Genomic DNA, 25,152 nt, shown 5'->3' with positions numbered 1-25,152 from the left:
GCTGCCGCTTTGCTGCTCCGCCAGGAGGCCCGTGTCAGGCCTGTCCCGATTCGAGTACTTCCAGTGCGTAAGCCAGGTCCTGGGGGTAGTCGCTGGTGACCGTGACGCGCTCCCCCGTCACGGGGTGGTCGAATGACAGTGCGCGGGCGTGCAGCCACTGGCGGGTAAGCCCAAGGGTGGCGGCAAGGCGGGGGTCGGCGCCGTACGTGAGGTCGCCGGCGCAGGGGTGGCGGAGTGCGGAGAAGTGGACCCGGATCTGGTGGGTCCGCCCGGTTTCAAGGTGGACCTCCACCAGGCTGGCCTTGCCGAATGCCTCCAGGACCTCGTAATGGGTCACCGAGGGGCGGCCATCCTCGATGACGGCAAAACGCCAGTCATGCCCGGGGTGGCGTCCGATGGGGGCGTCGATGGTCCCGGTCAGGGGATCGGGAAGGCCCTGCACCACCGCGTGGTAGACCTTGTCCACCGTGCGCTCCTTGAAGGCGCGTTTCAGGGCTGTGTAGGCCCGCTCGGACTTGGCCACGACCATCACGCCGGAGGTCCCGACGTCGAGGCGGTGGACGATTCCTGCCCGCTCCGGGGCACCCGACGTGGAGATGCGGTACCCGGCGGCGGCCAGGCCGCCTACCACTGTGGGCCCCACCCAGCCGGGCGAGGGATGGGCGGCCACGCCCACGGGTTTGTCGACGACGACGAAATCGTCGTCGTCGAGCAGGATGTTCAGGCCTTCCACAATCTCCTCCACGACTTCCAGCGGGTCACGCCGCTCCGGGACGGTGATGTCCAGGACGTCCCCGGCCACGAGTTTTGCCGACTTTCCCAGTGCCTTGCCCCGGTTCAGGACGTGGCCCTCCGCCAGCAGGGACGCGGCCACGGAACGGGATACCCCCAAAAGGCCGGCCAGCCCGGCGTCAGCCCGCGTCCCGCCGTATTCGTCAGCCACCACAACGCGCTCAGTCATGGGCGGTCTTTTCCTTGTGCGCGTTCCCCAGCCGGGTTCCGTCCAGCGCGATTCCGCGGATGGTCAGGAGGCAGATGATGGCGACGGCGGAGACGACGGCCGAGTCGGCGATGTTGAAGATGGCGAAATTGGGCAGCTGGATGAAGTCCACCACGTGGCCCATGCCGAAGGACGGTTCGCGGAAGAGCCGGTCGGTGAGGTTGCCCAGGGCCCCGCCGAGCAGCAAACCCAAGGCAAGGGACCACCAGGCAGAACCCAGCCTGCGCACCTGGAAAAGGATGGCGACGGCCACGGCGGCCATGATGATGGAAAACACCCACGTGACATTCTCACCAATGGAAAACGCGGCACCCGAATTCCGGATGAAGTACCAGTGCAGGAGGGGCGGCAGGACGGGAATCCGCTCCCCTTCCACCATGGTGGAAGTGACCCAGAGTTTGGTCAGCTGGTCCAGGACGTAGGCGAAAACCGCGAACCCGGCGAACAGGGACAGCAGCACTGCCCGGCGCGGGCGTGGTGAGGGTGGGACAGGGCGTGCCGCATCCGCAGCGAGTTCGTCAGTCATGGTGCTTTCAATTCGTGGTGCTGGGTCTCAATGCCAAAAGCCGGTGGCCGAGGAATCCTCAGCCACCGGCTTTCAGAATACGTGCTGCCAGACTTAGTTGGCTTCGCTGACTTCCGGGGTCGCTACTGAGCCGCGGGCATCCAGGTCGCGGAGCTGGCCCTCGATGTAGGCCTTCAGGCGTGAACGGTAGTCGCGTTCGAAGCCGCGGAGCTGCTCCACCTTGCGTTCCAGGACGGAGCGCTGCTGCTCCAGCGCGCCGAGGATCTTGCGGGACTTCTCCTGGGCGTCGTTGACGAGGCTGCTGGCTTCGATCTGCGCTTCGGCGATGATCTTGTCCTTCTGGGCCTGGCCGTCCGCGACGTGGCGGTCATGCATCTGCTGCGCCATGGCCAGCAGGCCGGCAGCGGATTCAGCGGAAGGAGTGGCCACGCCTGCAGAGGCGGCCGGTGCGGCAGCAGCCGGGGCAGCCGGCTGGATGTCCTTCTTCTTGGCTTCGGCAGCCTTCGCCTCGGCCTCAGCCTTTTCACGGGCCTCGTCCTTGTCGGCCTTGACCGGCGCGGGGACCTTCTCCACCACGGGGGCGGCAGCTGAGCTGGCCGGAACACTCGAACCTGCTTCGGCGAGCTTCTTGCGGAGCTCGTCGTTTTCCTGGTTCAGGCGGCGGAGTTCAACGACGATTTCGTCCAGGAAGTCGTCAACCTCGTCCTGGTCATAGCCCTCGCGGAACTTGGTGGGCTGAAAGCGCTTGTTGACAACGTCTTCTGGCGTCAAAGCCATCTGGTCACCTCACTGGTCTGGTTAGTCAGTAGGCCTTCCGGCCGTCAAAACTACGGTACCTAAATTTGGTCTGCTTACTCTAATTCAACACTGCGGTGTCAAACGCGAGGTTTCTTCGCTTTACACTAGCTGTTCCCGGGGGGAACACCTTGCATTGCCCGGCCCTGGTGGGTAAATCAGGCCAGTCCCCTGGTGACGCTCATCGCAATGCTGACGCCGATGAACAGGATCAGGAAGCCCAGGTCCAGGGAGACGCCGCCGAGCCGGAGCGGCGGAATCATGCGCCGCAGGCCCTTCAGCGGCGGGTCGGTAATGGAATACACGGCGTGCGCCACCACCAGAGCCGCGCCCCGGGGCCGCCAGTCCCTCGCAAACATCTGCACCCAGTCGAACACCAGGCGGATGATGAGGGCGACAAAGAACAGCAGCAGGGCGAGATAGAGAAGTCCGAAAACAATTCCCATGACTTATTTCATATCTCCATGTTCGTGCGGCCCATCCATCGTGGCGGCCGGGATCGTACTGCCGGTGTCTTGTCTATTTCAGCACAGATGCCAGACAGGTGTCCCTGCCTGGCATCCGTGTGCAGCCTCTGCGCTCAGCTTTGGTTGAAAAAACTGGCCTGCGTATCGCTGGCCTTCTTGTCGTCACCGATCACTTCAACGTAGGACGGTGAGAGCAGGAACACCTTGTTGGTCACCCGCTCAATGCTTCCCCTCAGGCCAAAGACAAGTCCGGCCGAGAAGTCCACCAGGCGCTTGGCATCGGCCTCACCCATGTCCGTGACGTTCATGATCACCGGAATCCCGTCCCGGAAACTCTCACCGATGAGCTTGGCATCGTTGTAGGAGCGCGGGTGGATGGTAGTGATCTGGCGAAGTCCAGTGTTCTCTTCGCGGCTGGAAGCCGCACGCTTAATGGGGGTCACAGGGGCGCGGTATTCCTCTTCAGGGGCGTAGGACGCCTCGCGGCTGACTTCGCGGACCGGCGCCGGAGCGCGGCGTTCCTCGCGGTCAACTTCCATCGGTTCGTCCTCATCCTTACGTGTGGTCGTTTGCTCGGGCTCGTAATGCTCATCGCCGTCGGCGAGCCCAAGATAGATCATTGTCTTGCGCAGAGCGCCGGCCATGGTCGACTCCTAATCGTGTCCCGTAAGCGGGCCGCCCAATGATTTGACAGCACTGGAGTCCCCCGCCCATCACTTCCAATAGCTCCGACGCTACCCCACGGCGGGACGGGAACCGAGAACATCCGAACCGATTCGCAGGTGTGTCGCCCCGAACTTAATGGCCGCCTCCAGGTCCTGGCTCATGCCTGCCGATATGGCAGTGGCGGAGGGGTAGTCCGCAGCCAGCCGGGCGGAAATTCCCGCGAGCTGTTCGAACGCCGGCTCAGGTGGCGCGCCCAGCGGGGCAACTGCCATCACGCCGGCCAGGTTCAGGCCTTCCGACCCGGCGATCCGTTCTGCCAGGAGTGGCACGTCGGTGGGGTCCGCACCGCCGCGGTGCGTGCCGCCGTCGTACTCAAGGCTGACCTGGATGAAGCAGTCCAGGGGTGCCCGCCCGGTGGCGTCCATTTCGTGGCGAACCGCCTTGGCCAGCGCCTCCACGAGCTGGGGCCGGTCTACGGAATGGACGGCGGAGGCATAGCGGGCCACGGACTTGGCCTTCTTGGTCTGCAGTTGGCCAACGAAATGCCACGTCAGGTCCAGGTCTGCCAGCTCGAGGGCTTTGGCGGCAGCCTCCTGGTCCCGGTTCTCGCCCACATCCGTAACTCCAAGGGCGGCCAGGCGCCGGATATCGTCCGCGGGGTGGAACTTCGTGACCACGATCAGGGAGGGCAGCCTGTCCCCGCGGCCGGCGCCCGCAGCCGCGGCTGCGATGCGCTTCCGTACGGCGGCAAGCCGTTCCGCAAGTTCGGCACTGCGCGAGTCATCCGCACTGCCGTGCCCGGTACCTGCAACCTCAGTCATGGCACCAGACCAACCCGGCAAAACGGCCGGTATTGCGGTCGCGGCGGTACGAATAGAGCGTTTCCGTCTCAAGGGTGCAGCCCCCTGCGTATTCCACGCCCACGCCCGCACCCTCGAGCTGGCTGCGCGCACCGGCAGGAAGGTCCAGGGCAGGTGTCCCCCAGGACGTGGTGCTCCGGGCGGCGGGGACCACGGCAGCCACCTCATCCCGCAGTGCTGCAGGAACCTCGTAGCAGGACCCGCAGATTGAGGGTCCCAGCCAGGCCCGGATCCGTGACGCACCAAGGGACTGCATGCTGTCCACGGCGGCAGGAAGGACACCGTTTGCGATGCCCGGGCGGCCGGCGTGCACCGCGGCAATCACGGGCCCGGCCGCGGACTCCCCGGCGAGCAGCACCGGAATGCAGTCCGCAACCATGACGGCCAGCGGAAGTCCGCGGGACACCATGGCGTCGGCTTCAGGGCCGGGAGACTCCGCTTCCATCAGCGCCACGCTGGTCCCGTGGACCTGGTTCATGAAGCGGAGCGCCCGGGGCGCGACTCCGATGGACCGCTCCAGGCGTGCCCTGCGCTCCAGGACGGCAGCGGGATCGTCTCCTACATGCAGGGCAAGGTTTCCCGCATGCACGTCGGTGAATGCGGCCGACACCCCGGGGAGGATGTCGGCGCGCCGGTGGAACAAACCGGTGCCTACTTCAGGAAGTCGGGGACATCCAGGTCATCCGGGTGGGTGCCGGTCAGGTCCGGCTCCACGACGGAGGGCAGGTCGACGTCGAAGCCCGAGTCAGCGGGGACGGCAGCGGGGCGCTGCTGCCCCCAGTTGCTGAGTCCCGCGGCACCAACACCGGCATGGATCGGCTGGACGTTCTGCTGGTGGTTTCCGTTGCCCTGGTGGTTTCCGTTTTGGGGGTGGGCAGAGGCGGGCGCCGCGGCAGGGGCAGCGGGCCGCTGCGGGGCGGTCTGCGGCTGGGACTGGTCCATGGAGGGCGAGGTGGCCTTGACGTCGTCGAATCCGGCAGCGATGACCGTGACGCGTGCTTCATCGCCCAGGGCATCGTCGATGACGGCGCCGAAGATGATGTTGGCCTCGGGGTGGGCCACTTCCTGGACCAGCCGCGCGGCCTCGTTGATTTCGAACAGGCCAAGGTCCGAGCCGCCCTGGATGGACAGCAGGACGCCGTGGGCGCCGTCGATGGACGCTTCCAGCAGCGGCGAGGCGATGGCCAGTTCGGCCGCCTTGACGGCGCGGTCTTCGCCACGGGCGGAACCGATGCCCATGAGGGCCGAGCCGGCACCCTGCATGACGGACTTGACGTCGGCGAAGTCCAGGTTGATCAGGCCGGGCGTGGTGATGAGGTCGGTGATGCCCTGGACACCGGACAGCAGGACCTGGTCCGCGGAGCGGAAGGCGTCGAGCACGGACACGTTGCGGTCGCTGATGGACAGCAAACGGTCGTTGGGGATCACGATCAGGGTATCCACCTCGTCGCGCAGGGCGTCGATGCCGGCCTCGGCGGAACCTGCACGGCGGCGGCCCTCGAAGGTGAACGGGCGGGTGACCACGCCGATGGTCAGGGCGCCGAGCGAGCGGGCAATGCGGGCGACGACGGGCGCGCCGCCGGTACCGGTGCCGCCGCCTTCACCGGCGGTGACGAAGACCATGTCGGCGCCGCGCAGGACTTCCTCGATCTCGTCCGCGTGGTCCTCGGCGGCCTGCTTGCCCACCTCGGGATTGGCGCCGGCGCCCAGGCCCCGGGTCAGTTCCCGTCCGACGTCGAGCTTCACGTCGGCGTCGCTCATGAGCAGGGCCTGGGCGTCGGTGTTGATGGCGATGAATTCAACACCCCTGAGGCCGACCTCGATCATGCGGTTGACTGCGTTCACGCCACCGCCGCCGATGCCGACGACTTTGATGACGGCCAAGTAATTCTGCGGAGCTGCCACGTTACGTGTCCCTTGTTCGTGTCTTATTGCGAAAACTGATGGAGAGCTTGAAGCCTGCAACCTTAACCTTCGAGTTGAAGGTTATAGTTATGTCAAGTAACTCTTGTCTGTGACGGTATTTCCTCTGGTTCCCACATTCAATAACCGGGTCCGCGTGTCGGATTAATACCGGGAAAGAAAGCGCTCAGCGCGTCACGGGGTGCCGGGGCACACTGACATCGTAGACCCTGACCGGATTCTTGGGATCGGCCGGAGCCTTGAGGAGGGCGGCCAGGACCTTGGCCTTGAGTTCCTTCTCGGAGGCGTTGCCCCACACGATGGTCTGGCCGTCCACCAGCTTGAGTTCAACGGCGTCCACGGACTGCGCGGACGCGTTCGAGAGCTTCGCCAGTACGTCGGCCGGCAGGGCCCCCAGGACGGCGGCGGTGGCGCGGAACAGGTCCTGGCCGATCGCGCCGGCGCCGCCGTCGATCACCGGCAGCGACGCCGACGCCGGATCGTCCGTGGTTGCCAGCTGGACGCCGTCGACGTCCACCAGCTGGTACTGCTCCCCCTGCTTGACCAGCGCCACGGGCACCCGCTCGTGCACTGCGACGGCGAGGGTGGACGGCGGCCGTGCCTCGACGGACACGGACTTGACCTGGATCAGGTTGTCCAGGAGCCTGCGGACGTCGTCGTCACTGATCTGCGGCAGCGGCTTGCCGCGCAGGGGCTCCAGCGCAGCCTGCACCTGGGCCGGGGTGAGAAGCCGCGTGCCTGTCACCGAGACGTTCTGCAGGGCAAGGACCGGCGAGTAGACGGCTCCGGCCAGCAGCCCGGCCACCAGAACCAGCACCGTTCCCACGGCGAGGAGGATCTTCTTCCGGCGGCGCCGGCCTTTGGGCTCAGGGAACGCAAGGACTGTCGCGCCGGAGGCCTGCTGTTCCTTGGCCGGATTGGAGGGCGCCTGGTCCGGGACGCTGCGGGACGCGGTAATCACGTCGCCGCTGCCACCGGCTGCGGGGGTCGGGGAAGATGCGGCCCCATTGGGGGCATTGTCACCTGCGTTGTTCGCGGCAGTTTTCCCGGAGCCGGGATCGGGCCGCCTGTTCCGGGCGGCCGGGGCGTAGGTGGGGCGTCGGGAGCTAGGCACTCAGTGCCTCCACAATTTTCGGGCCGTAGGCTGTGACGTCGCCGGCGCCCACGGTAAGGACAACGTCCCCGTCCGCAGCGGCCCGTGCCAGGGTGCCTACGGCGTCGTCGGCCGTGACCAGTCGACCGCCCTCCGTGAGGTGGTCCGCGATGAGCTGGCTCGTGACGCCCGGGATCGGGTCTTCCCTCGCCGGGTAGATGTCCAGGACCAGGGCGGTATCGGCCAGGTTCAGGGCATCGGCGAACTCTGCCGCGAATTCACGGGTCCGGGAAAACAGGTGCGGCTGGAAGAGGACATGGACCTTGTGGCCGCCTGCCACCGAGCGGGCTGCGGTGAGGGCGGCGCGGACCTCCGTGGGGTGGTGCGCGTAGTCGTCGAATACCCGCACGCCCCGTGCCCCACCTTTGAGCTCAAAGCGGCGGGATGCGCCGGAGAAGCGGGCCAGGCCGGCGGCCGCGGCTGCCGCGTCCACCCCGAGTTCTAGGGCCACCGCAAAGGCGGCTGCGGCGTTCAGCGCGTTGTGCCGTCCGGGCACCTGCAATGACAAAGGGAACCGCGCACCGCCGGCGGATATGGCAACCTGCCCCGGGCCGCCGTCGTCCAGCCTGACGTCCGCCGCATCACCGGTGCCGTACAGGACCACCCGTGTGTTGCCCCGCGCCCGGGTCCGCTCCGCCAGGGCCAGGGCTCCGGCGTCGTCGGCGCAGGCCACCAGGAGGCCGTCAGCGGGCAACAGGGCCGTGAAGCGGTCGAACGACTCGTAGACGGCTTCAGCGGTGCCGTAGTAATCAAGGTGGTCAGGTTCCACGTTGGTGACGACGGCGATGCGGGGCCGGTAGTTCAGGAAGGAGCCGTCGGATTCATCAGCCTCGGCAACGAAGATCCCGGACGTACCATGCGCAGCGTTCACGCCGAGTGCAGGGATGTTGGCGCCGACGGCAAAGGACGGATCCAGGCCCGCCGCGCGGAGCAGCACCGTCACCATCGAGGTGGTGGTGGACTTGCCGTGTGTTCCAGCGACCGTTACCACGGTGTCGTCGCCCATGGTGGCTGCCAGGGCCTGGGACCGGTGCAGCACCGGCAGTCCCGCCTTCCGCGCCGCGGCGAGCTCGGGGTTGTCCCCGCGGATGGCCGAGCCCGCAATCACGGTCTGCGCGTCGGCCAGGTTTCCGGCGGAGTAGCCGACGGCGATGCGCGCCCCGGCCGCGGCGAGGTCGGCCATGACGGGCAGGTCCTTCGCATCGGATCCGCTGACCGGGACTCCGCGCGCCACCATGATGCGGGCCACGGCGGACATGCCGACTCCCCCGATGCCGATGAAGTGCACCTTTCCCAGGGATTCCAGCCGGGGGTGTTGTGGGGGCTCATGCAGATACCGCTTCCAGGACAAGACCAGCCACGCGCTGGTCGGCATTTCGGATTCCGAGCTGGTAGGACTTGGCTTCCATTTCGGCCAGCCGTGCTTTATCGGTGACCAGCGGGATCAGCTCCCGGGCAACCCATTCCGGAGTGAAGTCACGGTCGGCCACCAGCACTGCTCCGCCTGCGGCGACCAGGCCGGCCGCGTTCAGCGCCTGTTCCCCGTTTCCTATGGGCAGCGGCACCAGGACCGCCGGGACGCCGACTGCGGCCACTTCGCTCACCGTTGCCGCTCCCGACCGGGCCAGGAGAAGGTCGGCCGCGGCATAGGCAAGCTCCATGCCGTCGATGTACTCCACCTGCCGGTAGCCATCCGCAGCCAGGGGTTGGCCCGTTTGGTCCAGGACTGTCTTGCCGCGGCCGGTGATGTGGAGGGTCTGGATACCGGCGTCCGCAAGGTGGCCAACGGCGGCGGCGATTGTCCGGTTGATGCTCTGGGCGCCGGAGGAACCGCCGGTGACGATCAGGGTTGGCTGCTGGGGATCGAGCCCCAGCGCCTCGCGTGCGGCGGTGCGGGCGCTCTTCCGGTCCAGGCCGGAAATCTCCTTCCGCATGGGCATGCCCACGTGCACGGCATTGGGCAGCGGGGTGCCCTCGAAGGCCACGGCAACCCGGCCCTTCAGGAAGGCCCCCACACGGTTGGCCAGTCCCGGACGGGCGTTGGCTTCATGGATCACCATGGGGATCCGGCGCTTCCGCGCCGCCAGGTACATCGGCGTGCACACGTAACCGCCTACGCCCACCAGGACATCGGCCTGCGCCCGGTCCAGGATGGCGCCGGCCTGGCGGACTGCGCCGGCCAGCCTGGCCGGCAGGCGGAGCAGGTCTGCGGAGGGCTTGCGCGGAAGCGGCACGCGGTCGATCGTGGCCAGCTGCACGCCGGCGGCCGGAACCAGCCGGGTTTCCATGCCTGAGGGCGTACCAACCGCCAGGATGGCGGCATCCGGGGCTTCGCTCCGGAGGGCGGCGGCGATGGCGAGCAGCGGGCTGATATGGCCCGCCGTTCCGCCACCGGCCAGGACAATGGAAGGGTGTGTCGCAGTCATTTGGGGTCAGGCACGCTTTCTGGAATTCTTTGGTTGGTTCTGTTTCCGCCCTGGCCGGGCCTTGAACTTCAGCATCCGTTTGGGCCGCATGGCCGGAGCCATCTGCTCCCGCGCCAGCGAGAGGACAACGCCCACGGCGCACAGTGACATCAGCAGCGCCGAGCCACCGTAGGAAATGAACGGCAGCGGCACGCCGATGACGGGCATCAAACCCGTGACCACGGACATGTTCACGGTTGCCTGGCCCAGCAGCCAGACCATGATGGTGCCGGCCAGGACCCGGTGGAACATGTCCTCCTGTGCCACCACCACGCGGTAGATGGCGGCACCCAGGATGGCAAAAAGGACCAGGACGACGACGGTCCCCACCAGGCCGAGTTCCTCGCCAATGATGGCGAAGATGAAGTCGTTGTGGGCTTCGGGGATCCAGCTGTACTTTTGCCGGCTCTGCCCCAGGCCCACACCCAGCCAGCCGCCGGAGGCAAGGCCGTACATGCCGTTAGTGGCCTGGTAGTTGGCGTCGATGCCGTCGGCGCAGGACTGGCCGGTCCACCACGAGGTGATGCGGCACATGCGGTTGGAGCTGGTGATGGCCATGACAGCGGTGCCGGCAGCAGCGATGATGCCGGCGATGCCGAAGAGGTAAAGCGGAACACCTGCGAAGAACAGTGCGGCCGCCATGATCATCATGATGATCATGGCGGTGCCGAGGTCGTTGCCCACCAGGATCAGCACGATGACGATGGCTGCCATGGGCACGGCGGGGACCAGCACGTGCTGCCACCGGCTGAGCAGTTTGCCCTTCCGGGCCAGCACCGTTGCCAGCCACAGGGCAAGGGCGAGTTTGGCCGCTTCGGAAGGCTGGAAGGTGATCCCGCCCAGGTCGATCCAGTTCCGGTTGCCGTTGACCTCGTCTCCCACCACCTGCACCAGGCCCAGGAGCAGCACGGCAACACCCACGGCGGGCCATGCGAGGCGCTTCAGCCAGACGACGTTGATCCGCGAGAGCACGAACATGGTGAAGATGCCGATCGCTGCGAAGATCCCCTGTTTCAGGGCGTCCCCGTAGGGGGACTTGCCGGCAGCGATGGACTCAACGCTGGAGGCGGAGAGGACCATCATGATCCCGATAGCCGTCAACGCAAGCGTGGCGCCGAGGATGAGGTAGTACGTGGAGCCGTTCCGGGACGTGCCTGTTCCCTCCAGCGCCGACCAGAACCGGCGGTAGATGGTCCGCAGCTTCGCGCCCGCCGCAGCAGGCTGCCGGGTGGCCGTGGAGCCGGGGCGTGGCTTGCCACCCCGCGGCTTGCCACCCTTCGGCCGGGTGGGCGTGCTGACCATCGTTACTCCTCGCCGGTCTGGGCCTTCCCTTCCACCAGCTCGCGGACAGCGTCGATGAAAGTACCACCACGGTGAGCGTAGGAAGAGAACTGATCCATGGAAGCAGCTGCCGGCGCCATCAGCACGGTGTCGCCGGATTCGGCGAGCCGTGCCGCTGACGCAACGGCCCGGGACATCACCTGTTCTCCGTTGCCGGTGGAACCGGCGGAAGTGCCACCGGGCGCCGAAGCAGTCTGCACTCCTTCAGTCTCGCCTGCCCCCGGCTCGATCACCGGGACATCGGGCGCGTGTCGCCGGAGGGCCTCCCGGAGCTGGGAGGAGTCCGTTCCGATCAGTACCACGGCCTTGAGCCGGGCTGCGTGGTCCCTCACCAGGTCGTCGTAGCTCACGCCCTTGGAGAGGCCGCCGGCGATCCAGACCACGTTGCTGAAGGCCGACAGGGATGCGGACGCCGCATGCGGGTTGGTGGCTTTGGAGTCGTTGACCCAAAGGACGCCGTTCAGGCGGGCTACAGGCTGGATCCGGTGGTCGCCCGGGACATAGTCCAGGATGCCTTGGCGGACAGCCTTGGCGTCCACACCGTACGCGCGCACGAGGCCGGCGGCGGCCAGGGCATTGGCAACCATGTGGCGCGGAGCCAGCGGACCAAGGTCGGTCATTGAGGCCAGCTCGGCAGCGCTGTTCCTGCGTTCCTCAATGAACGCCCGGTCCACCAGTAGTCCTTCCACCACTCCGAGCATGCTGACCGCGGGAGTGACCGTCGTGAAGCCCACAGCGCGGCAACCCTCCACCACATCCGCGTTTTCCACCATGCGTTCGGTTTCCACCTGCTCCGCGTTATAGATGCAGGCCTTTTGGGTTCGCTCGTAGACCTTGGCCTTGTCGGCGAGATAAGAGTCGTAGGAACCGTGCCAGTCCACGTGGTCTTCGGCCACATTGAGGCAGACGCTGGCTACCGGCGACACGGATTCCGCCCAGTGGAGCTGGAAACTGGAGAGTTCGACGGCGAAGACGTCGTATTCCACGGGGTCCCGCAGGGCATCGAGGATAGGGGTGCCGACGTTTCCCACCGCGATCGCCTTGAGCCCGGCGGCACGCAGCATCGATTCGGTGAGTCCAACCGTGGTGGTCTTGCCGTTGGTGCCCGTGATGGCAAGCCAGTCGGCCGTCTTCCGGCCTTCCCGGGTGCGCACCCGCCAGGCTAGTTCGACGTCGCCCCAGACGGGAATGTGTGCCCGGGCCGCGGCAGCCAGCAGGGCCTGGTCCGGGCGCCATCCGGGTGACGTCACGATCAGTTCGGGTAGTTCGCCGTCGATGCGGGGTATGTGGGTGACGGCGTCCGGTCCCAGCAGCACGTCGGCGGCGCCCACGATCTTCAGGGTGTCGGCATGGGCCCGGGCCGTGTCGCTGGTGGCAGCATCCACCACCACCACGCGTGCACCGAGTTCGATCAGCGTGTCTGCGGCGGCGAAGCCGGATACTCCGATGCCGGTCACGACCACGCGGAGGCCGGCCCAGTCGGAGTCCCAGGAGACAAGATTTGCCAGGCGGGGGAAACGGTCACAGCAGAACAACCCATTCAGCGTAGAAGATGCCAAGCCCGACAGCGACGAAGAGGCCGCCCAGGATCCAGAACCGGACCACGACGGTGACTTCGGCCCACCCCTTCAGCTCGAAGTGGTGCTGCAGCGGCGCCATCTTGAACACGCGCTTTCCGCCGGTGGCTTTGAAGTAGCCCACCTGGATGATGACGGACAGGGTGATCAGCACGAAGAGGCCGCCCACAATGCCGAGCAGGAGCTCGGTCCGGGAAAGGATGGCAAAGCCGGCCACCGCTCCGCCAATAGCCAATGACCCGGTGTCGCCCATGAAGATCTTGGCCGGCGAGGTGTTCCACCACAGGAAGCCCACCAGGGCGGCGCTCAGGATCGCCGCCAGCAGGGCCAGATCAAGGGGATCCCGGACCAGGTAGCAGCCACTGCCGGCTTCCCGGGGCGAGCCGCAGGCCTGGTTGCTCTGCCATATGCCCATGAGGGTATATGCACCGAACACCATGATCGAGGCTCCCGCGGCAAGGCCATCCAGGCCGTCCGTGAGGTTCACGCCATTGGTGGCGGCGGTGACGATCAGGTTGGACCAGATGACGAACAGGATGGCGCCGAGGACGGTTCCGCCGAAGGCGAGGTCGAGCCATGGCAGGTCGCGGACCAGCGAAATCTTCGTTGACGCCGGCGTCAGGCCCGCGCTGTTGGGGAAGTTCAACGCCAGGATGGCGAAGATGATGCCGACGGCTCCCTGGAGGATGAGCTTCGCCTTGGCGTTGAGGCCCAGGCTCCGCTGCCGCGAGATCTTGATGAAGTCGTCCAGGAATCCCACCAGGCCCATTCCGACCATGAGGAACAGCAGGATCAGTGCCGAAGCGGACGGCCCGGGCGAATCCGGGTTCATCATCAGCATGATGAGGTGCGTTAGCCCGTAGCTCAGCAGTACCGCGGCTACGACGACGGTTCCGCCCATGGTGGGCGTTCCACGCTTGGTGTGGTGCGACGTCGGGCCGTCGTCGCGGATGAACTGGCCGTAGCCGCGGTGCACCAGGAGGCGGATGAAAAGGGGGTGCCCACCAGGGCGAAGAGCAGGGCCAGGCCTGCGCCGATCAGCAGAGCAATCACAGCAGAGTGCTCCTTTCGTCGGCAGGGGTCGGGGTTGGGGGTAATGCTATCCGATCGCCCAAATGCCGAAGCCCGACACTGTTGGAGGACTTGAACAGCACCAGGTCACCCGGCTGGAGTTCGGTGTCCAGGATGTCGTGGGCCTCCTCAACGGTTTCGGCAAAGAGGCATTCGTCGCCCCAGGACCCTTCCTGCACGGCGGAGACGTAGAGCGCCCGCGCCTCCCGGCCCACCACCAGCAGCCTGGAAATGTTGAGGCGCACCACTTGGGTGCCCACGGCGGTGTGCTCGCGGATGGAGTCATCCCCCAGTTCCAGCATGGCTCCGAGGACCGCCCAGGTGCGGCGGCCGCGGCCAAGGTCGGCCAGCGTGCGGAGGGCTGCGCGCATCGATTCGGGGTTGGCGTTGTAGGCGTCGTTGATCACGGTGACGCCGTCCGGCCGCTCCGTGCGTTCCATGCGCCAGCGGCTGGCGGCGGCCTGGCTGCTCAGCGAAGCTGCGATGTGGTCTGCCGGTACTCCGGCGGCCCATGCGGCAGCCGCGGCTGCCAGCAGGTTTCCAGTGTGGTGCGCTCCGATAAGCCGGCTGGCCACGTGGCGGGGAGCACCGCCGTCGGGCAGCTGCAGGTCGAATTCTGGGCTGCCGCCGGCGTTGGTGTCGGCATTCAGGGACTGCACCTGGGCGTCCCGGTGTCCGTCGGCGGAGAAGCCGAGGACCTTGGCCGGGGTACGGCTGCGCATGGCGGCGACGCGTTCATCATCGAGATTGATGATGGCGGTGCCGGCGGCGGAAAGGCCCTCAACCATCTCGCCCTTCGCCTGCGCTATGTTTTCCACGCCCCCGAACTCGCCGGCATGTGCTGTTCCGACTGCCAGGACCACTCCGATGTCCGGCTTGACCATCTCCGCGAGGTAGCGGATGTGGCCGATGCCCGTGGCTCCCATCTCGATCACAAGGTAGCGGGTGTCCGTGTCCGCCCGGAAGACGGTCAGCGGAACGCCCACCTCACCGTTGTAGGAGCCCTGCGGCGCCACGGTGTTGCCCTGTCCGGCCAGGATGCCGGCCAGCAGGTCCTTGGTGGTGGTCTTGCCGGCCGAACCGGTGATCCCCACGACGGTAAGCTGCTCCCCCGCTTCTGAGCGGGCGGAGCGGATCCGCCGGACGGCTTCGGCGGCAAGGGCGCCCATTGCCAGGACTGCATCCTCAACCACGACCGCCGGGTAGGCAGTGCCTTCCGGCGCCTCGACGGTGCGCTCGACGAGTGCCAGGACGGCGCCCGCTGCAAAGGCAGCGTCGATGAAGTCGTGGCCGTCGGCGTTCTCGCCCGGCTTTGCGACGTACAGCGAACCGGGGGTGGCTTCGCGTGAATCCGTCACCACCGAGAGGGGCGTAATTTCGGGATCGGCGTCCAGGCGCCCGCTGGTGATTTCGGCGATTTCCGCCGCAGTAAATGCAATCATCTCGGTCTAGGACTCTATCCGGTCGTCGTGGAGAACGTTGAATCCCCTGGCTGTCAAGGCGCTGCGCAGCTCCACCCTGTCGTCCAGGGCGAGGTTCACACCCTTCACTTCCTGCCAGACCTCGTGGCCGCGGCCTGCCACCAGGATGGTGTCCTGCGGCCGCGCCAACGCTGCGGCGTGCCGGATGGCCTCGTCCCGCGGAAAGACCTCAAGGATGTCAGCCTGCAGGGATTCCTTTTCCACGGCCTCCCGGGCACCGCCGAGCACGTCAGCCCGGATGGCTGCTGCGTCTTCGTCGTGCGGGTCGTCATCGGTGATGATCACGGTGTCAGCAAGCCGGGCGGCAATGGCTCCCATGGCCGGCCGCTTGCCCTGGTCCCGCTGGCCTGTGGCGCCGAAGACAACGATCAGGCGGGAGTCCGGTTCCGGCGAGCGGACTGCCTCCAGGGCCCGCGCCAGGGCGTCGGTGTTGTGCGCGAAGTCCACCACGGCGGCGGGCTGCTCGGCGACCAGCTGCATCCGTCCCGGCACGGCCACGGTGAACGGGTCGCTGCTGTCCAGGGCGGCCTGGAGGTCGGGGACTTCCACCCCGGACGTGAGCACCATGAGCGTCGCCAGGGCCGCGTTGGCAACGTTGAAACTGCCGGGCAAACCGGTGTGGATGTTCAGGACGGCGCCGGCCGGCCCGGTCAGGGTGAAGTCGGTACCGAGCCCGCGCGGCGAGGCAGCGCTGACCGTCCAGTCCGCGGCGGCCTGGCCGCTGGTGCTGAGCGTGGTGACGGGCACCTGGGTGGTGGCGGCCAGGCGCCGTCCCCACTCGTCGTCGACCGTCACCACGGCAGCCCTGGCGCGCCCCGGTGTGAAGAGTTCGGCTTTGGTGGCGAAGTAGCCGTCCATGGTGTGGTGCAGGTCCAGGTGGTCCTGGGTGAGGTTGGTGAATCCGGCGACGTCGAAGAGCAGGCCATCCACCCGCTGGTACGAGATGGCGTGGGAGGACACCTCCATGGCTGCGGTGTCGAGCCCGCGTTCGTGCATGAGGGCGAGGAGCCCGTGGACTTCGGGCGATTCCGGCGTGGTGAGGAGGCTGGGGATCGGCTCTGCGCCGGCCAGGATCTCGATGGTGCCGATCAGGCCCGGCTGGCGGCCCAGTGCACGCAGCAGGGAGGTGATGAAGTAGGTGGTGGTGGTCTTCCCGTTGGTCCCGGTGACGCCGAAAAGCTGCAGCGGGCGGCCGTCGCCGGACTGGCTCCGGTAAATCATGGCGGAGAGGGGGCCCACCTCGTTGCGCGGATTGTCGAGGACGAGCACGGGCACGGGCGTGTCCGCGGACAGGGCAAGCAGGCGCGCCCCGGCCTCGTCCGTGAGGACGGCGGCAGCTCCGGCCCCGATGGCATCCGTGGCGAAGTCAGCCCCGTGCCTGCTTGCCCCGGGGAGGGCCACATACAGGTCGCCGGGCTCCACGGTGCGTGAGTTGATCGAGATGCCAGTGATTTCCACGTCGGCGGCGGGGGCGGGGACGGCTACGCCAACGGCCTGTCCGACGGCGGCCAGCGGCACGGCCGCTACGGCTGCAGGCCGGAAGCGGCCCGGCGTGTCGTCCCGGGCCGTGTCGTTGCCGGGCGTGGTGAACTCTGACAAGGGGATCTCCGATGGTGCTAGTGCGTGCCCGGCATGGTTCGCGCCGGGCACTGTGATGCGCTGGATGCTGCTGGTACTTCCGGCGTGGCGCAGCTGCTACTTGGCGTACTGCGGCATTCTGGCCGGCTGGCCGGTGGAAGGCTGGACGTTGTAGGTCCGGAGCGTCTGGCTCATGACGGACCGGAACACCGGTCCGTTGGTGATGCCGTAGATGCTGCCCTTCGGCCGCTGGAGCACCACCTCCACAATAAACCGCGGATCATCCATCGGCGCCATTCCCACGATGGAGGCCGTGTACCCGCAGTAGCCGGACTTGCCGTCGTCGCACGGTGATTCGGACGTGCCGGTCTTGGCCCCAACGCGGTAGCCGTCGATCCCGGCGTCCTTGATTTCGCCTTCGGTGACAGCGCTTTCAAGGATGTCCTGGACCTGTTGGGCCGTGCTTTCGGAGACAATCTGCCGCGACGGCTGGGCCGGCACTTTCTCCTCGGCGCCGTCGGGGGAAATGTAGGAATCGATCAGCCGCGGCTGCAGCATGACGCCGTTGTTCGCGATGCTCTGGTAGGCACGGACTGTCTGGAGGGTGGACTGCGAAACGCCCTGCCCGAACAGGACGGTGTACTGCTGGCGTCCGTCCCATTGGTCCGCCGGCGTGAGGATGCCCGATGCCGTGGCGGGAAGTCCGATGTCCGGTGCCTCGCCGATGCCGAACTTCTTCAGCCAGTCGTAGCGTTGTTCCTTGCTGAGCCGCTGTCCGGCCATAACCGTTCCGGTGTTCATGGAGTAACCGATGATGCCGGCCAGTGTCCGTTCCTCGGTGCCATGGGCAAACGCGTCGCTGAAGGTCTGGCCGTCCACGGTGTAGGTGGGTGGAATAGTGAAATGGTCCAGGGGGCTGGCGAGTCCCTCGTCGATGACGGCTGCAGCCGTCATCATCTTCTCCACCGAGCCGGGCTCATAGGCGGCCGTCACGGAACGGACGCCGCGGTCCTTGGCCGCCACCAGCCCCGGGTTGTTGGGGTCCGGGGAGTTGGTATCAGCCAGGGCCAGGAGGTTCCCGGTCTTGGCGTCCATCACAATGATGACGCCCCATTCGGCACTGAGTTTGTCCGCCTGGCTCTGGATGGCCTGCTGGGCAAAGTACTGAAGATCGGAATTGAGCGTGAGTTTGACGTCCTTGCCGTTTTGCGGTGGGGTCAGCTCGTCAAGACCCACCGGGATGCGGAGCCCGTCGGCACCGATCTCGAACAGGCGCTTGCCGTCTTTGCCCTTGAGCTGGTCGTCCTGCGTCTGCTCGATGCCTGCCTGGCCCGTGGTGCCGTCCTGGAGGAAGCCCACAACTCCCCCGGCCACGGCGCCGTTGGGGTAGACGCGTTTGCTGACGCCCTCGGCCACGATGCCGGGCACCTGGAGCTTGGAGATGCGGTCCTCGACGTCGGGCTTTACGTCCTTGGCCACAATGTAATAGGGCTGTTCCCCTGTCACTGCGTCACGGACCGCGTTTGAGTCCATGCCCAATGCCGCGGCAAGTTCTGAGATCGCCTGGTCGCGGCTGACGTCCACCAGTTTGTCGTGGCCGTCGGCCTGGGGCTCGAGGCGTTTGTAGGCGTCCGTTTTGGTGTTGACGCGCTGGTCCACCACGATGTTGTACCGGATCACGCTGTTGGCAAGAACAGTGCCGCGTGAGTCCAGGATGCTGCCGCGCTCGGCCGGAAGGATCGCCGAGGTCATCCGGCTGTTCAGTGCCGCTTCGGCCATGCCGCCGACGTCAAGCCCCTGGACCAGGAAGAGCTTCCCGCCCACCACCAGCAGGAGCGTGAGCATGACGCCCAGTCCCAGTCGCAAGCGCTTGGTGGCGTTGGGTTCCTTGCTTTTTCCTGCCTTGCCGGTCGTCTCCGCCACCGTGATATTCCTTGCTGCTCGACGCTGCTGCCTGACCTGCCTGCTGGCCTACTGTCCGGGGACCTTCTGCTGGGGCGCCGGAACAGAGCCGCCGTGAAGCTCGGGCGCCGGAGTTGCCGCGGCAGCCGCAGCCGCAGCGGCAGCCTGCGCGGCAGCGGCAGCCTGCGCGGCAGCGGCAGCCTGCGCGGCAGCGGCCTGGGCAGCAGGGGCCTGGGCAGCGCCGGCGGAGGGAGCGGCGGCAGGAGCCTTGCCGGTTTCTGCCGTCCTGGCCTTGTCCGCCGTGTCACCCTTGGACGCAGGCGGCACAATAAGCTGTCCGGCCACCGCCGGCGATGGGATAACGGCTCCCGCTGCTGCGCCCTTGACCGCAGGCGTGGCCTTTCCTGTCACTGACAGCGTGGACAGGTCGATCTGGCCTTTGACGGTGGAGGCCACCATTCCCAGTTCGGTGGCCTTGGCCGCCAGGTTCTGCGGGGCCTCGAAGTTCTGCACCTGCTGGGTGAGGTCCTGGTTCGTCTTGGTCAGCGTGCTCTGCTTGGCACGCAGTTCCACCAGCTGGTACTGGGCGGTGGACACCGAGATATTCAGGACCAGCACCGCCATCAACGCCACTGCGAGCATGGCAAAGCAAAGGACGACGAACGGCGCCCGGCGTTTCCGCGGCGCAGTGCGGACCACGGAAAGCGGGGTGCGGCCCTTCCGTCCACCGGCGGGGTCGGCCGCGCGCCGGGTGTCGGCCGCCGAACTGCCTGAGACAACGGGAAAGTTCTTGACGGCGGCGGTGCTCATGCAGCTCTCCTGGCTCTGATTCGTTCTGCCGCGCGGAGCCTGGCGGAGGCAGCGCGCGGATTTTCGGCGATTTCGACGGCGGCGGGCACCTCGGTGCCTTTGGTCAGGGTCTTGAGTTCGGGCTTGTGTTCTTCCAGCTCAACGGGGAAGCCAAGGGGAGCGGAAGACTTGGAGCGGGCCTGGAGAACGCCTTTGACGATTTTGTCCTCCAGGGAGTGGTAGGACATGACCACGATGCGGCCCCCGATAGCCAGGGAGGCCACGGCGGCGGGGACGGCACGCTCCAGGACGTCGAGTTCCTCGTTGACCTCGATCCTGAGGGCCTGAAAGGTCCGCTTGGCAGGATGTCCACCGGACTTCGCTGCAGAAGCGGGAACCACGGAACGGATCTGCTCCACCAGTTCGCCGGTGGTGGTGAACGGTTTGATGGCCCGTGCCGCGACGATCCTGTTGGCAATCCGTCCGGCGAACTTTTCCTCGCCCCATTTGCGGATAATCCGGACCAGGTCCTCTTCGCTGTAGGTATTGACCACGTCCGCCGCGGTCTGGCCCCGGCTGGTGTCCATGCGCATGTCCAGGGGCGCGTCAAATGAGTAGGCGAAACCGCGTTCACGCTCATCCAGCTGCAGGGAGGAAACACCCAGGTCCATCAGGATCCCGTGCACTTCAGCCACACCGAGGTCCTCCAGGACGTCCTGGATCTCGTCGTACACCGCGTGGACCAGGTCGATCCGGGCGGCGAACGGAGCCAGCCGCTCCCCCGCCAGGGAGAGTGCTTCCTCGTCACGGTCAATGCCGATGAGGTGGAGGTCGGGAAACCGCTGGAGCATCGCCTCGGAATGACCGCCCATGCCAAGGGTGGCGTCCACCGCGATGGGGGTCTCGCCGCGGAGCCTTGCTGCTTCGAATCCCGGTGCCAACAAATTGATGCACCGGTCGCGAAGGACCGGCACATGGCGTTCGGACGTGGGCTTGGGTTGATCGGTCATGCCTGGTCCTTTCCCGCCGTCGTTGTCACCTGCTGCTTCTGGGACCAGATCCCCATCCGTGCCTACCGTTCCGCCCGCCTGGCTCCGGGGAAGGTGAGCCAGGTTGGCAGCCGGTGGGCCGGCTGGAGATCTCATCCAAGAAGCCACCTGCCGCCCCGCTCCGGAATTCAGAGAATGCCCGGAATGGGATCGTCAGTTTCGGAAAAGGCTGTTTCCTTCTCCGCAAGGTATTCATTCCAAGCCTGGGCGTCCCAGATCTCGGCGCGGGTACCGGCGCCGATGACGGCAAGTTCCCTTCCGAGTCCTGCATACTCCCGGAGCGCCGGTGGAATGGTCACGCGCCCCTGCTTGTCAGGTACCTCGTCAGAGGCTCCAGAGAGAAATACGCGGATATAGTCACGTGCCTGCTTGGAGGAGATTGGCGCCTCCCGCATTTGCTCGTGGACCCGTGCAAATTCCTTCTCGCTGAAGACGTAGATGCAACGTTCCTGGCCCCTCGTGAGCACCAGGCCGCTGGCAAGCTCCTCGCGGAACTTGGCGGGGAGAATGATCCGTCCCTTTTCATCCAGACGCGGCGAGTGTGTGCCCAGAAACACTGGCCCACCGCCTGTCCGTAGTCAGGAACTGCACATCCCCTAATGTTGCAACCACCCTCTTATGTCCTCCACATTACTCCACTTTCCACCACAGTCAACGCGAAACTGCCATGTGAGCAGGTAATTTATGGGAAATGGTCCTTGAAATGGCGCGGAATCCAGGCCGTGGTGGAAAGTGGAGGACTTTTTGCTCCGGGCGGGGCGAACCGGAGTCCCAGGGCCGCCCGGACGGCGGAATTGCCGTTAAACACGAAAAGACCCGCCGCAGCGGGTCTTTTCGTGCAGTCCCCCTCCTCGAGGGGGAGAGAAATGGAGGAGCCTGGTACCCGGAGGTCCCGGCTGTTTAGGGTTCACCCCTGCGGCGCTCGTCCCAGCGCTCTTCGAGGTTGCTCATGAAAGAACTGCGCTGCTTGCCCGGTTTTCCGCCGCCGGCCTTTGACGCGGCCGTCCCGCGGGAACTGCGCATGGTGGCGAAGTACACCCCACCGCCCATCACCACGAAGCCCAGGACGCCGACAAAGATGTTCTGGAGGGTGACCCCCACCAGTAGCAGGAAGACGCCGGCAAGTGCGCAAAGGACCCCAATAACCACATGCCTCGTGGACCAGGAACGTCCCGGGTCCGAACCCATTGAGTTCGCGAACTTCGGGTCGTCCTCGTGAAGCTGCTTCTCAAGCTGCTCAAGCAGCTTCTGTTCGTGCTCCGACAGCGGCATCACGACCTCCTTTTGTAGGCCAACGTCCGGGCTGATCCCAGCCACTACTTCTACTTCCCTTGAAACGCCTGCTGTTGCTGGAAAGTTCCCGCCTGGCCGACAGTGGCCAGAACAGGAACGCAGCACGCGTACGCGGGAGCGGGAGCATGTCCAAGAGGGTCCGGCAGTAAGTCCATTCACTCGAAAACTATGTATCTATAAGGATAGATTGTTGAGGGCTGATCTGAAAGACGGCAATGACTTTGCCGGACCCCTCCGGCGGGCACTCAGGCGGGCCGCTGGGAACTGTCTCCCGGCCGGCTTTCGTGCTCCATCAGGCGGGCGGGCAGGACGGATTTGCTGCCGAATTTGCGCGTCACCTCGTCCAGTGCCTGCTCGGCTGCCCGCCAGTTGTCATCCCTGCGGTCGATGCTCAGCTGGAGCGAGGTCCTTGCAGCTTCCTCCAGCTGCTCAGCCCTTACTCCCACCAGCCGCACAGCCATGGCCCGGGTCCCGAGCGACTCCAGGAGCTGGATGACCACTGCGTAGATCAGCTGGGCACTGTCCACCGGAGTCTGGACTGTCCTGCTGCGCGTGATGGTGGAAAAGTCGGCGAAGCGCAGCTTCAGCGCCACGGTCCGGGCAACCATTCCGGAGCTCCGCAGGCGCGCGGCGGTGCGGTGGGAGAGCCGCAGCAGTTCCCGGCGAAGGAGGGCGTCATCGGCGGTGTCCACGGCGAAGGTCTCTTCGGCGCCGATACTCTTTTCCAGCCGTACCGGGGTAACGGGACGGCGATCGATGCCCCAGGCAAGCTGGTGCACGTGCTCCCCCGTTGCCCCCAGTACCTTCTTCAAGGACGACACCGGCGTCGCCGCCACGTCCGCCACCGTCCTGATTCCCATCTTGGCAAGCACCTCTCCGGTCTTGGCGCCGACGCCCCAAAGGGCGCCTACCGGAAGGCTGTGAAGATAGGGCACGGTTTCGTCCGGCCCGATGAGCAGCAGGCCGTCGGGCTTGCAGCGCGTTGAAGCGATCTTCGCCACGAACTTGGTTTCCGCAATTCCCACGGATGCAGTAATGCCCAGTTCCGCTGCCACGCGCCGCCGGATGAGCTCGCCGATTCCCCTGGGCGGGCCCAGCCGCCGCAGCGCCCCCGTGACGTCCAGGAAGGCCTCGTCAACGCTGAGCGGCTCCACAAGCCCCGTGATGGATTCGAAGATGGCCATCAGTTGCCCGGACACCTCGTAGTACAGCTTGTGCCGGGGTTCAATGACCACCGCCTGCGGACACATGCGCATGGCCACGGCCATGGGCATCGCCGACTTCACACCGAAGGCGCGGGCCTCGTATGACCCTGAGAGGACCACCGAGCGTTCCCCGGGGAAGCCAACAATGACGGGCTTGCCCCGGAGCTCGGGGCGCGTCCGGAGTTCCACTGAAACAAAGAAAGCGTCCATGTCCACGTGCATGATGCACGAGGGCCGGCGGCCCGGAGGGCGCGCGGCGGTTGGCTGGTTCGTACCTGCGGGCCCCACGGATCCCATCCTATCGGTTCACCGGAGACTGCAGGTTTGTCAGGGCGGCAGGGGAGGCTGGCTAAACTGGAGGCTGGTTCCGCCAACAACACCAGGAGGAAAGTCTCTGTGACGGCTATTGGAAACTTCAAGCCAGCTGGCCTGGCCGCGCTTGCCGCCATCGGGGCACTTACCCTGGCGGCATGCCAGACCCCGTCCGGCCAGGCAGAGCCGTCCCGGTCCGCATCCGTCGCCGCGACCCAATCCACTGTGACCGCCTCCCCCAGCCCCTCGGCGTCGCCCAACACGTCCGCAACCGTGGGCGCCGTCGTGGCGGGCTTCCCCCAGCAACTCCTGCCCCTGATGCCGGGGGCAACAGTGGTGTCCAGCAGCTTTGACAAGGCCTCAGCGCCCGCCACTGCAGCCCTCGTGGGTACTGTCACGGCGCCCACTGCCTCCGTGATGGACTTTTATTCCAAGGCTTTGGAAGGCCAGGGCTTCAAGGCCGTTCCCGGGGACAAGGTGGGCGCGGTGGCTTCCAAGGATTTCGTCCGCGGTGACAACGAGACCGTGAACCTCTCCGTGGTGGAAGCCGCCGGTGTTTCCACTTTCACCATCGGGGCCAACGTGGCAGCTGAGTCAGCCAAGTGACGGCCGCGGAGCAGTTGAGGAATGAACAGGCTGATTTTGTGGCAGGAGTTGCCGGCGAGCTGACCAGCTTCCTGACCGCACGCCAGTCGGTGATGTCCGGCATTTCCCCGGACATCGAGCCCATCATGGGTTCCATCTCGAATTTGGTGACCGGCGGAAAACGCCTCCGCGCCCTGATGTGCTACTGGGGATGGCGGGGTGCAGGCGGCGAGGCCGGATCAGGCCAGGTGGTCACGGCCGGGGCAGCCCTCGAGCTGTTCCAGGCTGCCGCCCTGATCCACGACGACATCATCGACCGTTCGGACACCCGGCGGGGCGGTCCCAGCGTGCACCGCCGCTTCAGCCAGCTGCACACATCGCAGGGCTGGGCGCTGGACAGCGAACGGTTTGGGCAGGCCGCAGCGATCCTTGCCGGCGACCTTTGCCTGTCCTTCAGCGAGGAGGCGTTCACCGACATCGGCGAGCCGGCTGCATCGGGCAGCAGGGCCAGGCTTATCTTCAACCTCATGCGCGCAGAGGTCATGGCCGGACAGTACCTGGACATCCTGGAGGAAGTGGCCGGACCGGTCCGGGACCGCGCCGGTGCCGTTGGCAGGGCGCAATCGATCATCCGGTTCAAGAGTGCCAAGTACTCCACCGAGCACCCCTTGGCGTTGGGCGGAGCTTTGGCCGGAGCGTCCAATGACCTGCTCCGCGGCTATTCAGCGTTCGCCCTCCCGCTGGGCGAGGCCTTCCAGCTCCGCGACGACGTCCTGGGCGTGTTCGGGGATCCGCTGACCACAGGCAAGCCGGCCGGCGATGATTTGCGTGAAGGGAAGCGGACCGTTCTGGTGGCCCTCGCCCTGGACCAGGCTTCGCCGGAAGAGTCCGCGTTCATCGATGCCAGCCTGGGCAGGCCCGATCTGTCCGAATCCGACATCGTCGAAATTCGACGGATTATCGAGGATTCCGGCGCGCTGCAGGCCACGGAAGTCCTTATCAATGAATTCGGCGCGGCAGCATTCGATGCCCTTGACGGGCTTCCGTTGGACGAGCTGCCCAAGACCGCCCTTCGGAAGCTGGCTGAAGCTACCGTCAGCCGAGCCTCCTGAAA

At 66.3% G+C, this 25,152-nt stretch carries 23 protein-coding genes and 1 pseudogene; 2 read left to right on the top strand and 22 right to left on the bottom strand.

Annotated features, from left to right (window positions below; genetic code table 11):
* Nucleotides 1–34: 34 nt before the first annotated feature.
* From OUO20_RS04720 to dinB, 22 genes and pseudogenes are all read right to left on the bottom strand, one after another.
* Nucleotides 35–961: an RluA family pseudouridine synthase gene (locus tag OUO20_RS04720; protein WP_268002925.1), complete on the bottom strand. Its 927-nt coding sequence runs from the start codon at nt 959–961 to the stop codon at nt 35–37.
* Nucleotides 954–1,526 carry a signal peptidase II gene (gene lspA / locus OUO20_RS04715; protein WP_056389775.1) on the bottom strand — a complete coding sequence of 191 codons (573 nt, stop codon included), beginning with the start codon at nt 1,524–1,526 and terminating at the stop codon, nt 954–956. Before lspA ends, OUO20_RS04720 begins: the two co-directional genes overlap by 8 nt.
* Nucleotides 1,527–1,619: 93 nt before the next feature.
* Nucleotides 1,620–2,303: a DivIVA domain-containing protein gene (locus OUO20_RS04710; RefSeq protein WP_018771528.1), complete on the bottom strand. Its 684-nt coding sequence runs from the start codon at nt 2,301–2,303 to the stop codon at nt 1,620–1,622.
* 176 nt (nt 2,304–2,479) lie between these two features.
* Nucleotides 2,480–2,767 (bottom strand): YggT family protein, encoded by a 288-nt coding sequence (locus OUO20_RS04705; RefSeq protein WP_018771527.1) that lies wholly within the window; start codon nt 2,765–2,767, stop codon nt 2,480–2,482.
* A 134-nt stretch (nt 2,768–2,901) separates the two neighbouring features.
* Nucleotides 2,902–3,432 carry a cell division protein SepF gene (locus OUO20_RS04700; protein ID WP_018771526.1) on the bottom strand — a complete coding sequence of 177 codons (531 nt, stop codon included), beginning with the start codon at nt 3,430–3,432 and terminating at the stop codon, nt 2,902–2,904.
* A 90-nt stretch (nt 3,433–3,522) separates the two neighbouring features.
* Nucleotides 3,523–4,275: a YggS family pyridoxal phosphate-dependent enzyme gene (locus OUO20_RS04695; protein ID WP_268002924.1), complete on the bottom strand. Its 753-nt coding sequence runs from the start codon at nt 4,273–4,275 to the stop codon at nt 3,523–3,525.
* Nucleotides 4,268–4,957, bottom strand: coding sequence for a peptidoglycan editing factor PgeF (pgeF, locus tag OUO20_RS04690; RefSeq protein ID WP_268002923.1), 690 nt, complete (start codon nt 4,955–4,957; stop codon nt 4,268–4,270). Before pgeF ends, OUO20_RS04695 begins: the two co-directional genes overlap by 8 nt.
* An 8-nt stretch (nt 4,958–4,965) precedes the next feature.
* Nucleotides 4,966–6,219, bottom strand: coding sequence for a cell division protein FtsZ (gene ftsZ / locus OUO20_RS04685; protein WP_018771523.1), 1,254 nt, complete (start codon nt 6,217–6,219; stop codon nt 4,966–4,968).
* Nucleotides 6,220–6,403: 184 nt separating this feature from the next.
* Nucleotides 6,404–7,351 carry a cell division protein FtsQ/DivIB gene (locus OUO20_RS04680; protein ID WP_026266111.1) on the bottom strand — a complete coding sequence of 316 codons (948 nt, stop codon included), beginning with the start codon at nt 7,349–7,351 and terminating at the stop codon, nt 6,404–6,406.
* Entirely contained in the window at nt 7,344–8,648 is a 1,305-nt protein-coding gene (gene murC / locus OUO20_RS04675) for a UDP-N-acetylmuramate--L-alanine ligase (RefSeq protein ID WP_268003384.1), read from the bottom strand. The genes OUO20_RS04680 and murC overlap by 8 nt, the downstream gene beginning before the upstream one ends.
* A 67-nt stretch (nt 8,649–8,715) precedes the next feature.
* Nucleotides 8,716–9,816, bottom strand: coding sequence for an undecaprenyldiphospho-muramoylpentapeptide beta-N-acetylglucosaminyltransferase (murG, locus tag OUO20_RS04670; protein ID WP_268002922.1), 1,101 nt, complete (start codon nt 9,814–9,816; stop codon nt 8,716–8,718).
* 6 nt (nt 9,817–9,822) lie between these two features.
* Entirely contained in the window at nt 9,823–11,157 is a 1,335-nt protein-coding gene (ftsW, locus tag OUO20_RS04665) for a putative lipid II flippase FtsW (protein ID WP_268002921.1), read from the bottom strand.
* 2 nt (nt 11,158–11,159) lie between these two features.
* Nucleotides 11,160–12,731 (bottom strand): UDP-N-acetylmuramoyl-L-alanine--D-glutamate ligase, encoded by a 1,572-nt coding sequence (murD, locus tag OUO20_RS04660; RefSeq protein ID WP_442781130.1) that lies wholly within the window; start codon nt 12,729–12,731, stop codon nt 11,160–11,162.
* Nucleotides 12,718–13,826: pseudogene (mraY, locus tag OUO20_RS04655) on the bottom strand (phospho-N-acetylmuramoyl-pentapeptide-transferase). The gene murD and the pseudogene mraY overlap by 14 nt, the downstream one beginning before the upstream one ends.
* On the bottom strand, nt 13,823–15,286 hold the full coding sequence (locus tag OUO20_RS04650; protein ID WP_268002920.1) for a UDP-N-acetylmuramoyl-tripeptide--D-alanyl-D-alanine ligase: 1,464 nt from the start codon (nt 15,284–15,286) through the stop codon (nt 13,823–13,825). Before OUO20_RS04650 ends, mraY begins: the two are co-directional and overlap by 4 nt.
* Nucleotides 15,287–15,292: 6 nt before the next feature.
* Nucleotides 15,293–16,924, bottom strand: coding sequence for a UDP-N-acetylmuramoyl-L-alanyl-D-glutamate--2,6-diaminopimelate ligase (locus tag OUO20_RS04645; RefSeq protein ID WP_018771515.1), 1,632 nt, complete (start codon nt 16,922–16,924; stop codon nt 15,293–15,295).
* Between the two features lie 96 nt (nt 16,925–17,020).
* Nucleotides 17,021–18,826, bottom strand: coding sequence for a peptidoglycan D,D-transpeptidase FtsI family protein (locus tag OUO20_RS04640; protein ID WP_018771514.1), 1,806 nt, complete (start codon nt 18,824–18,826; stop codon nt 17,021–17,023).
* Nucleotides 18,827–18,874: 48 nt separating this feature from the next.
* Complete coding sequence (locus tag OUO20_RS04635; RefSeq protein WP_268002919.1) at nt 18,875–19,615, bottom strand: hypothetical protein; 741 nt, start codon at nt 19,613–19,615, stop codon at nt 18,875–18,877.
* The gene (gene rsmH / locus OUO20_RS04630) at nt 19,612–20,604 is read right to left on the bottom strand and encodes a 16S rRNA (cytosine(1402)-N(4))-methyltransferase RsmH (protein ID WP_268002918.1); all 993 of its coding nucleotides are present in this window, start codon (nt 20,602–20,604) and stop codon (nt 19,612–19,614) included. The genes OUO20_RS04635 and rsmH overlap by 4 nt, the downstream gene beginning before the upstream one ends.
* Nucleotides 20,605–20,771: 167 nt before the next feature.
* Complete coding sequence (gene mraZ / locus OUO20_RS04625) at nt 20,772–21,200, bottom strand: division/cell wall cluster transcriptional repressor MraZ (RefSeq protein WP_018763545.1); 429 nt, start codon at nt 21,198–21,200, stop codon at nt 20,772–20,774.
* Nucleotides 21,201–21,543: 343 nt separating this feature from the next.
* Entirely contained in the window at nt 21,544–21,915 is a 372-nt protein-coding gene (locus OUO20_RS04620; protein WP_018771511.1) for a DUF3040 domain-containing protein, read from the bottom strand.
* Between the two features lie 266 nt (nt 21,916–22,181).
* Nucleotides 22,182–23,438, bottom strand: coding sequence for a DNA polymerase IV (gene dinB / locus OUO20_RS04615; protein ID WP_051081447.1), 1,257 nt, complete (start codon nt 23,436–23,438; stop codon nt 22,182–22,184).
* A gap of 99 nt (nt 23,439–23,537) precedes the next feature.
* Here dinB and OUO20_RS04610 point away from each other — a divergent pair, with 99 nt between their 5' ends.
* Together OUO20_RS04610 and OUO20_RS04605 are read left to right on the top strand one after the other, a co-directional pair.
* A complete protein-coding gene (locus OUO20_RS04610; protein ID WP_018771509.1) occupies nt 23,538–24,059 on the top strand; it encodes a hypothetical protein in 522 nt (173 codons plus the stop codon).
* Nucleotides 24,056–25,150, top strand: a complete 1,095-nt coding sequence (locus OUO20_RS04605; protein WP_056389738.1) for a polyprenyl synthetase family protein — start codon at nt 24,056–24,058, stop codon at nt 25,148–25,150. The genes OUO20_RS04610 and OUO20_RS04605 overlap by 4 nt, the downstream gene beginning before the upstream one ends.
* Nucleotides 25,151–25,152: the final 2 nt, after the last annotated feature.

It is taken from the genome of Arthrobacter sp. FX8 (genome assembly GCF_026723805.1).
In the GTDB taxonomy this organism is placed as follows: Bacteria; Actinomycetota; Actinomycetes; order Actinomycetales; family Micrococcaceae; genus Arthrobacter.
This window is presented reverse-complemented; position numbering and strand designations above follow the sequence as displayed.